Here is a 9,318-nt window from a genome sequence, read left to right as displayed (position 1 = left end):
ACTGGCTTTTAGCGGTCGGTTAACTATTTTCGCAATACGCCTGTGTACGTGGAACAAACGATGTACAACGGCGATATAGCCGTTCGAAATGTGGGACAATCCGGCCTTATGACAAGCACCGACACAGATCTTTCCAGACGCACTTTCCTTTCCCTTCTGGGTATTTCCTCCGCTTCGTTGCTGGCGGGCTGCGCTTCTTCCGGCACGGGTGAAGCCATTCGCCAGCAGGCGAGCAGCATCGGCAGCGATTTCCGCCAGATGTTCTCGTCGGGCGTTAGCGATGCGGAACTGGCCGTCATGTACGGTTCGGTCGAGGATGGCGGTTACGTCATTCCCGCGGTTCCCTATCAGAAGATCGACCGGCGTTATTATCGTCAGCGCGTCGTCGATCCGACCGGCGAACGCCCCGGCACCGTCGTCGTGGATACGCGCTCGCGTTTCCTCTATGTCGTGGAGCAGGGCGGCAGCGCCATGCGTTACGGCGTCGGCATCGGCCGTGATGGTTTCGCCTGGTCCGGCGAAGGCGTCATCCAGTGGCGCCAGAAATGGCCGAAATGGACCCCGCCGGACGAAATGGTCGCCCGCCAGCCGGAACTGGTCAAATATTCTTCCAAGAACGGCGGCATGCCACCGGGCCTGAAAAACCCGCTCGGTGCCCGCGCGCTCTATATCTTCCAGAACGGCAAGGACACGCTTTACCGCCTCCATGGATCGCCGGAATGGAACTCCATCGGCAAGGCCGTCTCTTCCGGCTGCGTACGCCTGATGAACCAGGACGTCATCGACCTCTACGACCGCGTGCCGCAGAAGGCGCGTGTGGTTGTTTGGCAGTAAGCCAAGCCTGTTCGAATAAAAAGGCGGCCTTGTGCCGCCTTTGTTTTTTCGGGATCACGGCCGGGCGATATTTTCCTTCAGCGCATTAACCTGGTCGCGCAGCTGCACCAGTTCCTCCAGCCCGCAGCCCGTGGCGTCGCCGATTGCCGCCATGATCTTCACGCCCTCCTTTTTGAGATCGGCGCCCTTGGGCGTTACGGCCACCAGCACCTGCCGCTCGTCAACAGTTCCGCGTTTGCGGGTGATCAGCCCGGCATGTTCCAGCCTTTTCAGCAACGGCGAAAGCGTGCCCGAATCGAGGCCCAGCATTTCACCGAGCGCCTTGACGGTGGAGGTTTCCTTTTCCCACAGGGCCATCATGACCAGATATTGCGGATAGGTCAGGCCGATCGGGTCCAGCAGCGGCTTATAGGCGCGGGTGAAAGCGTGCGCCGCGCCGTAAAGGGCAAAGCATATCTGCTGGTCCAGCCTCAGCAGGCTTTCCAAATTGGTGTCGTCGCTCTGTGCGCCCATTGTTCTGCTCCAAAAATCAACCTGGAAGGGAACAATCAGCCCTGCCTTTCGGTTCCTGCCACATGGATGCGCGGCGAAATTTCGTGAAATTATCGCAAAAAACAATTTTTTATTCAATGTGCAAAATTATATTGCGCACAATTGAATTGTGCATTATAAGAAACCTAACACCAACCCAACGGGAGTAAATGCCATGCCTATTCTCTACACGACCAAAGCATCCGCCACCGGTGGCCGCGCCGGCAACGCCAAGTCGGAAGACGGCGTGCTCGACGTAACGCTGACCGTTCCGAAGGAACTCGGCGGCGATGGCGCCCGCGGCACCAATCCGGAGCAGCTTTTCGCAGCCGGTTATTCCGCCTGCTTCCTCGGCGCCTTGAAGGCTGTCGCCGGCAAGCACAAGGTAAAGATTCCTGAAGACACGACTGTGACGGCAACCGTTGGCATCGGGCCGCGCGAAGACGGCACCGGCTTCGGCATCGAAGTGTCGCTGAAGGTCAACATTCCCGGTCTTGAGCGCGAAAAGGCAGAAGAACTGGTAGCCGCCGCTCACATCGTGTGCCCTTACAGCCACGCCATGCGCACCTCCACGGAAGTGCCGGTCTCTGTGGCCTGATCCAGCAAGTTCCAGCAGCAAGGCCGGGTTAATCCCCGGCCTTCTTGTTTGTGGAAAGAAAAGTGCTATATTCTTTCTAAGGAAAGGATTTATGCCATGAATATTCACGCCAAGACTGCCATGGATCCTGCTTCGCAGGGCAGGGTCGTAACCAAGGCCGTTATGACCGCTGCCGAGCGGCTGGGCCTTAATGCCGCCCGCACCGCGGATATTCTCGGTGTTTCCGCCCCTACGGTGTCGCGCATGAAGCGGCTCGATTTCCTGCTGGAGCCGGGCGCCAAGTCTTTCGAGCTTGCGGTGCTGCTGATCCGGGTTTTCCGTTCGCTGGATGCAATCGCCGGCGGCGACGAGGCGGTAGCCAAAAACTGGCTGCGCAATCACAATACGGCGCTCAACGCCGTGCCTGCCGAGAGGCTCACCACCATTACCGGATTGATCGATGTCCTCTCCTATCTGGACGCCCGACGCGCTCCTGTCTGAAAAGCGCGCCGCATCGGGAAAATACTGGCGGCTGGTGGAAGCGCAGCATCAGGTTTCCACCATGAAGCTGGTGGATACGGTGGAGGAGCAATCGCTGCTGGAAGATATTCTGGAGGCGAGCAAGCGGCCATTTCCGCCGGAATGCGCCGGGCTCGATTATCTTCTTGCCACGCCCTTCCGGTATGGCGCGGCCTATCCATATGGCTCGCGTTTCCGCCGGGCTGGCTTTACCGAAGGCGTTTATTATGCCGCAGCCAAGGTGGAAACCGCGCTTGCAGAAATGGCCTTCTACCGGCTGCTGTTTTATGCGGAATCTCCCGGCACACCGCTGCCTGCCAATCCCGCGGACTATTCCGCCTTTGCTGCCCGTATCGCCACCGATGCGGCGCTGGACCTGACGCAACCGGAATTGAACCGGGACGAGGCGCTGTGGACCGACCTGCAGAATTACGAGCCATGCCAGGCACTGGCCGAGCAGGCGCGTCTGGCGAAGATCGAGGCGATCCTATACCGCTCGGTGCGCGATCCCGCAGGCGGCCTCAATATCGCGGTGCTGTCGCCGAAAGCCTTTGCCGAAAAAATGCCGGTGGAACGGATGAGCTGGCGCATCCGCCTGTCGAAGACCGGGGTGCAGGCACTGTGCGAATTTCCGATGCGCAGAACAGGGTTTGCGGTCGCGGATTTTTCCGGTGATCCACGCCTCGCCAGCCTGTTGGGCTGACGGGCGTTTCGCTTGTTTTACTCTCAGCCCGTTTGACGGGCCTCATGCCGACGTGAAAAACGCTTCGGGATCATCGACTTCCACCAGCCTGCGCTTGTCGATCAGCCAGAAACGTGTTCCGACCGCCCGCACGAAACTCCTGTCATGCGAGACGAAGACGCAACTGGCCGAACGGTTGATGATTTCCGCCTCAAGCGCTTCCTGCCCATCTATATCAAGATGGTTGGTGGGCTCGTCCAGCAGGTAGAAATTCGGTTCCGCCAACCGCAGCGCCAGCATGGCGAGCCGCGCCTTTTGGCCGCCGGAAAGCGTTGCGATCCGACGTTTCTGCATTTCCATGTCGATACCGGCACCCGCAAGCAGGCCGTGTATGCGCTGGTCGCCAATGTCGAATCGGCGGGTCATGAGCGCAAATGGCGTGCTGTCGTCGTCGATTTCGGCAAGCGACTGATCGACATATCCGGCCACCAGCGAAGGCGTGGTCTTTATGCCGTCCTGTATTTGGCCTTCATCCATCACCGCCGCTTTCAGAAGCGAGATCAGCCGCGTCTTGCCGACGCCGTTGCGGCCGAGAATGACGATGCGGTCGCCCTGGTGGACAAATTGCCGGCCGGTGCGAAACAGCAATGTCCCGTCCGGCGTCGAGACCGGCACATCCTCCAGAGTGACCAGAACCTTGGCATGGGTACCGCGATTGGCGAGCTGGATCTTGCCAGCGGAGCGCTCGCTATGTGCTGGGCGCGCATTCTCCTCCAGTTTCTCGGCACGCTGGCGCAATTGCTTGGTCTTGACGGTCAGAAGATCGCTGCCCGAATTGATGCCGATATTGTTGAGCTTCGCGGCCTGCCGGCGCAATTGCTGCGCGGTTTTCATGTCGCGCTGGAAACGCCGCTCATCGGCGGCATCCTCCTCTTCGAGTGCCGTGCGCGCATGGCCGTAAGGTAGCCGGAACAGTGCCGAATTTTCCGGCCGCAGGAACAGCGTGGTCTTCGTGACATTGTCGAGAAAGGCGCGGTCATGGCTGACGATGACGACCGCCGTCTCGCGCGGCAATTGACCGAGCCAGCTTTCCAGCACGTTGATTTTCTCGAGGTCGAGATGGTTGGTCGGCTCATCGAGCAGGAGAACGTCAGGCTCGGTGATCCACGCCCGCGCCAGCATGGCAAGTCGCTGCCAGCCACCGCTCAGCTCTTTCAAATGGCGATGACGATAGGGTTCCGGCACCAGCATGGCATCAAAAATAATGTCGGCGCGCCAGCTCTCATTGTCGATCTCATCCGTCGGCAGCGCGGAAAGTACGGCGTCCCGCATCGTCTTTTCCAGAAGCGGGGAGGGCAGGTGCTGGTGGACGATGGACTGCGTCAGCCCGCGCAGCCGGGTGATATCACCGCTGGTAGCGTCCAGTTCACCGGCAAGGCAATTCAGCAGGGTGGATTTGCCGTGGCCATTCGCGGCGACGATGCCGATGCGGTCTCCGGCATTCACGGTGAGGCCAAGATTGGAAAAAAGCGGCTTTCCCAGAATGATTCCGAGGTTTCGAAGCGTGATAAGGGTCATGAAATTGTCTCTGGCAAAACGGATCTGTGACGAACCGTGGTCTGCGACAATGCAGTACGGGATATCGGTTCGAGGTGATCCGTCGTGAAAACATGCGCAACGGCAGACAAGCTGCATTCTGCGCGGCCTTTCGGGCAAACCAGAGTTTTGGTGTTCCGGTCAGCCCTGCAAACGCGTCTGCAGGGCAAAAAGGTGGCAGATCTGGCGGTTGCGCCAGAAGCAGGAAATATCCATGCGAAGCCTCCTTTCTTGATACGTGTTCAACAGTCCAACAATTAACAGCGGCAGGGGTTCGAGGCAATGGCTTTTGAAGAGGAGGGTGGTGCCGGAGAATACGGCGACCCGCATTCTCCAGCCCTCCAGCGCGGCGCCCTTAGTGTTTTGCCACGCGCTCGCGCAGTTTTTCCACATGTTCGGCGATTTCAGGTGTCACCGCGTCGCCGAAATCCTCCATTTCGAACATCGGGCGGATTTCGATCTCGCTGCGCTCCAGCATCGGGTTGGGGCAACGCTTCACCCACTCCACGGCCTCATCCATGTCCTTCACCTTCCAGAGCCAGAAGCCGGCAACCAGCTCGTTGGTGTGCGGGAAGGGGCCGTCGATCACGCTGCGGCTGTCACCATCGAAAACAACTCTCTTGCCTTTGGAGGAGGGGTGGAGGCCATCACCGGAAAGCATGATGCCGGCATTGACCAGTTCCTCGTTGAACTTGCCCATGGCTTCCATCAGTTCGGTGGTCGGCATTATGCCATCCTCGCTGCTGCGAGTGGCCTTTACGAAAACGATAACACGCATGGTTTCCTCCCTTGTTGCGTCTTCCTCGTTAGTTTCGCCGCCCGGCACGACGGGTAGATGACATTTTCACGGATAAAAGTGGCAATATGCCGCTTTCCCGTCAGCCGAGATCAATGAGGTCGCGGCGCAGCCGGTCGGGGTCGCCGCTGCCGATGCGGGCCTCGATTTCGGCGTGGGTCTGTTGCCAGATAGGGAAGGCGGCGGTGAGTACGGCCATGCCTTCCACCGTAAGCCGCAGCCGCTTGCCGCGCTTGTCCTTTGGGTCTTGCTCGATACTGACCAGCCCACGCCGCTCCAGTGGCTTCAGCGCTGCCGTCAGCGTCGTGCGGTCCATCGCCAGAAGATTGGCGACCGGCCCCATCGGCGGCGGCTCCGGCCGGTTGAGCGACATCAGCAGGGAAAATTGGCCGTTGTTGATGCCCACGGGCTTCAATGCGTTATCGAACAGCCGCGCCAGCGCCCGCGCTGCACGTTGCGCATGCAGGCAAAGACAGGAGTCCCGCACTAAAAGAGTTGCCGAAAAAGGAATCACGCTGGCGTTTGACATGGACTATATATGTTGATATCAACGTAATTAGTCAAGCGGAACCTGTAGCCTTGCTGACGGTTTTCCTGGCTTTCAATGCAGACACAGGCGGCGCCCACCATGGAGGCGGAGCGGTGCCGTGGTGAAAGACGGATCCAAGGAGGAAAGATCATGTCTCATCCCGTCGTTTCTAATGAGGAGTGGCTTGCGGCCCGCCGCGATCTGCTGGTGAAGGAAAAGGAATTGACCCGCGCGCGCGACAGGCTGAACGAGGCGCGCCGCGCATTGCCATGGGAAGAGGTGACGAAAGATTATATTTTCGACGCGCCGTCCGGCCCGAAATCGCTGAAGGAACTCTTCGGCAATTGCAGCCAGCTCATCGTATACCACTTCATGCTGGCACCCGACTGGGAGGAGGGCTGCACCGGCTGTTCCTTTTTCGCCGACCATGTCGATGGTGCGATGGTTCACCTGAAGCACGGCGATGCGGGTTTCGTTGCGGTCTCGCGCGCACCGCTCGAAAAGATCGAGGCCTATAAAAAACGCATGGGCTGGAAATTCCCTTGGGTCTCGGCCAACGGCAGCGACTTCAACTATGATTATCAGGCCTCCTTCCGTGATGAGGATATCGAGAGCGGGGCGATCACCTACAATTACCGTGAGATCGAGCCGATGGGCGACCTGAAGGACCTGCACGGCGTCAGCATTTTCGCCAAGGGCGAGGACGGCAGGATCTACCATAGCTATTCCGCCTATGCCCGCGGCATGGAAGAGACGCTCGGTACATTGATGCTGCTCGATCTGGTGCCAAAAGGCCGTAATGAAGACGGTGTAATGGATTGGGTGCGCCGGCACGACCAGTACGAGGACGAGCCCAAGGCCGCGTCTTGCTGCCACTGAAATAGGACGAGGAGGAGGAGACGACAATGGAAAATGCCAAGCCGCAGAAGGAACACGCGTTCCTGGGCAGGATCGTCGGCGACTGGGTCATGACCGCCAGTTCCGGGCATGAGGGATACGATCCCGATGACCCCGCCCAGCGGTTCACCGAAACCGTCAGCTCCATCGGCGGGCTGTGGATCATCGGGCACGGCACCGGAAAGATGCCTGACGGGACGGAGATGACGGCTGTCATCACCGTGGGTTTCGACCCTGCCAAGGGCCATTTCGTCGGCACCTGGGTGGGGTCGATGATGACCAATCTCTGGGTCTACAAGGGCTGGCTGGAAGACGACGGCAAGACCCTGACACTCGAAGCGGAAGGACCGGCCTTTGACGGTTCCGGCCGCATCGATACCTATCGCGACGTGCTGGTGCTGCACGACGACAATAACCGCAGCTTTTCCGGCAGCGTCCGGCAGCCGGATGGCAGTTTCAAGACCTTCATGACATCGGAGTTCCAGCGTAAGGCATGACGCCCCGCCGGAATTTGCCCGATCACGCCGAATAATGCGCTGCCGCGTCCTGCGGCGGCCGATCGCCAGAAAAATGACGCCATAACCCCGGAGAGATTCAATGTCCGATACACACGGAAAATTCATATGGGTTGAACTGATGACGCCTGACATGGAGCAGGGGGCCCGCTTTTATGGTCATGTCGCCGGCTGGCAGACCAAGGATTTCGGTTCGCCGGAAATGCCCTATCTGGTGCTGGAAGCCGATGGCAAAGGCATGGGCGGCATCATGGAACTGACCGAAGAACACAAGGGCCAGGGCATTCCTCCCAACTGGACCGGTTATGTCGGCGTTGACGATGTGGACGCCACGGCAAAACTTTTCGCGGAAAAGGGCGGTTCGGTCAGGCGTCCGCCGCAGGATATCCCGGAGATCGGCCGTTTCGCCGTGGTGGCTGATCCTTCCGGTGCAGTTCTGTGCATCATGACGCCGCTGCCGATGGAAACCGGCGGTTTTCCGCAGGAGACGCAGAACCTGCCGGGTCACGTCGGCTGGTACGAACTTGCCACCAACAATGTCGACGACGCCATAGCCTTTTACGGTGAGGTCTTCGGCTGGACCAAGGACCATGATTTTGACATGGGCGCAGAAATGGGCCCGTATCGCATCTTCGCCCATAACGGCAAGGTCGTCGGCGGCATGATGAAATGCATGGCGGGTGCGCCCACCTGTTATTGGGGTTATTATTTCAACGTCGACGGCATCGATGACGCCATCACCCGGGTCAGCACCGGTGGCGGCAAGGTCGTCAACGGCCCGATGGAGGTTCCCGGCGAGAGCTGGATCGTCAATTGCCAGGACCCGCAGGGCGCTTTCTTCTCGCTGCTGTCGCAGAAGAAGTAACCCTTCTGGGCTGATATACCGATCTGCCGGAGGCTACTCCGGCAGATTACCGGTTTCTCGGTAGCCGAACGTGATCGATAAAGGCGCGGAGCTTCGGCGCAAGATGACGTCGATTGGGATAATAGAGATAAAATCCCGCAAAAGTCGGAGAATGGTCCTCCAGCATGGAAACAAGCTGGCCGCTCTCCAGGTAGGGACGGAAGGTCTCTTCCATGCCGAATGTGATTCCGGCGCCGGCACAGGCCAGCTTTATCATCAACTGCATGTCGTTGGTGGTGAAGTCCGGCTGGACAGCGACCGCGAATTCCCGTCCATTTTCGGCAAATTCCCACCGATATGGCGCCACGTCCGGACGAGGGCGCCAGCCGATACATTTGTGATGGATCAGTTCGCGCGGCTGCGTCGGCAAGGTGACGCGATCTCGATATTGCGGGGAACAGACGGCGAGCTGCCGCTGCGGCCCGGAAACCGGAACGGCAATCATATCCTGCGCGATCAGCTCCCCCAGACGCACGCCGGCATCGTAGTGTTGGGCGACGATATCGAATTCCTCGTCCGTCACGACAATATCGAGTTGCACTTCCGGATGGATTTCAGCAAAGCGCGCCAGCAATGGCCCGGACAAGAAGCGCTCCGCTATCGAGGAAACGGCAAGCCGCAATTGCCCCCGAGGCATTCCACTCAGGGAAGAGGCGGCCTGTGTCGCTTGCATGAGGTTGCCGATAGATGGCGAAACATCGGCGTAAAGCTGTTGCCCCGCTTCCGTCAGGCTGACGCTGCGCGTTGTGCGCTGAACGAGCGCTATCCCCATCGTTTCTTCAAGCCTGCGGATGGTCTGGCTGACGGCTGACCGTGTTACGCCGAGCCTGTCCGCCGTAGCCCGAAAATTGCGTTCCTCGGCAACCATGCAGAAGGTGGAAAGCGCGTTGAGATCAACATTCATTGGTTAGTAAATCTATCCATGGAGGTTATCATTG

The 9,318-nt window shown here is 59.1% G+C and carries 13 protein-coding genes; 7 read left to right on the top strand and 6 right to left on the bottom strand.

The features are described from left to right. Positions 1-108 precede the first annotated feature (108 nt). Positions 109-834, top strand: coding sequence for a L,D-transpeptidase (locus ACQZ63_RS03075; protein ID WP_013635657.1), 726 nt, complete (start codon positions 109-111; stop codon positions 832-834). A 54-nt stretch (positions 835-888) separates the two neighbouring features. Here the strand turns inward: ACQZ63_RS03075 and ACQZ63_RS03070 are convergent, their stop codons facing one another. After that, entirely contained in the window at positions 889-1,347 is a 459-nt protein-coding gene (locus ACQZ63_RS03070) for a MarR family transcriptional regulator (protein ID WP_113555937.1), read from the bottom strand. 193 nt (positions 1,348-1,540) lie between these two features. On the opposite strand from ACQZ63_RS03070, the gene ACQZ63_RS03065 reads away from it, so the two are divergent. The 3 genes from ACQZ63_RS03065 to ACQZ63_RS03055 all read left to right on the top strand — a co-directional run bounded on the left by ACQZ63_RS03065 (position 1,541) and on the right by ACQZ63_RS03055 (position 3,164). Then, entirely contained in the window at positions 1,541-1,963 is a 423-nt protein-coding gene (locus ACQZ63_RS03065) for an organic hydroperoxide resistance protein (protein ID WP_006312234.1), read from the top strand. Positions 1,964-2,059: 96 nt separating this feature from the next. Beyond that, positions 2,060-2,443, top strand: coding sequence for an MbcA/ParS/Xre antitoxin family protein (locus ACQZ63_RS03060; RefSeq protein ID WP_003511907.1), 384 nt, complete (start codon positions 2,060-2,062; stop codon positions 2,441-2,443). Further along, complete coding sequence (locus ACQZ63_RS03055; protein ID WP_065661265.1) at positions 2,403-3,164, top strand: RES family NAD+ phosphorylase; 762 nt, start codon at positions 2,403-2,405, stop codon at positions 3,162-3,164. The genes ACQZ63_RS03060 and ACQZ63_RS03055 overlap by 41 nt, the downstream gene beginning before the upstream one ends. Before the next feature lie 42 nt (positions 3,165-3,206). Here the strand turns inward: ACQZ63_RS03055 and ACQZ63_RS03050 are convergent, their stop codons facing one another. The 4 genes from ACQZ63_RS03050 to ACQZ63_RS03035 form a co-directional block, all read right to left on the bottom strand. Continuing rightward, the gene (locus tag ACQZ63_RS03050) at positions 3,207-4,721 is read right to left on the bottom strand and encodes an ABC-F family ATP-binding cassette domain-containing protein (protein WP_113555936.1); all 1,515 of its coding nucleotides are present in this window, start codon (positions 4,719-4,721) and stop codon (positions 3,207-3,209) included. A gap of 159 nt (positions 4,722-4,880) precedes the next feature. Beyond that, a complete protein-coding gene (locus ACQZ63_RS03045; RefSeq protein ID WP_111783250.1) occupies positions 4,881-5,069 on the bottom strand; it encodes a hypothetical protein in 189 nt (62 codons plus the stop codon). Between the two features lie 25 nt (positions 5,070-5,094). Then, positions 5,095-5,517 carry a YciI family protein gene (locus tag ACQZ63_RS03040; protein WP_111783340.1) on the bottom strand — a complete coding sequence of 141 codons (423 nt, stop codon included), beginning with the start codon at positions 5,515-5,517 and terminating at the stop codon, positions 5,095-5,097. A 100-nt stretch (positions 5,518-5,617) separates the two neighbouring features. After that, the gene (locus ACQZ63_RS03035) at positions 5,618-6,064 is read right to left on the bottom strand and encodes a MarR family winged helix-turn-helix transcriptional regulator (RefSeq protein WP_013635660.1); all 447 of its coding nucleotides are present in this window, start codon (positions 6,062-6,064) and stop codon (positions 5,618-5,620) included. A gap of 150 nt (positions 6,065-6,214) precedes the next feature. Here ACQZ63_RS03035 and ACQZ63_RS03030 point away from each other — a divergent pair, with 150 nt between their 5' ends. From ACQZ63_RS03030 to ACQZ63_RS03020, 3 genes are all read left to right on the top strand, one after another. Beyond that, positions 6,215-6,943 (top strand): DUF899 domain-containing protein, encoded by a 729-nt coding sequence (locus tag ACQZ63_RS03030; protein WP_025592728.1) that lies wholly within the window; start codon positions 6,215-6,217, stop codon positions 6,941-6,943. Positions 6,944-6,969: 26 nt separating this feature from the next. Then, positions 6,970-7,458: a DUF1579 domain-containing protein gene (locus ACQZ63_RS03025; RefSeq protein WP_003511919.1), complete on the top strand. Its 489-nt coding sequence runs from the start codon at positions 6,970-6,972 to the stop codon at positions 7,456-7,458. A 100-nt stretch (positions 7,459-7,558) separates the two neighbouring features. Next, complete coding sequence (locus ACQZ63_RS03020) at positions 7,559-8,341, top strand: VOC family protein (protein ID WP_025592729.1); 783 nt, start codon at positions 7,559-7,561, stop codon at positions 8,339-8,341. Positions 8,342-8,387: 46 nt separating this feature from the next. On the opposite strand, the gene ACQZ63_RS03015 is transcribed toward ACQZ63_RS03020, so the two are convergent. After that, positions 8,388-9,284, bottom strand: a complete 897-nt coding sequence (locus ACQZ63_RS03015; RefSeq protein ID WP_113555935.1) for a LysR family transcriptional regulator — start codon at positions 9,282-9,284, stop codon at positions 8,388-8,390. Positions 9,285-9,318 lie beyond the last annotated feature (34 nt).

The sequence above is a fragment of the Agrobacterium sp. CG160-95 genome (genome assembly GCF_053521725.1).
The sequence above is the reverse complement of the archived record's forward strand: the minus strand, read 5'-3'. Positions and strand labels throughout refer to the sequence as shown.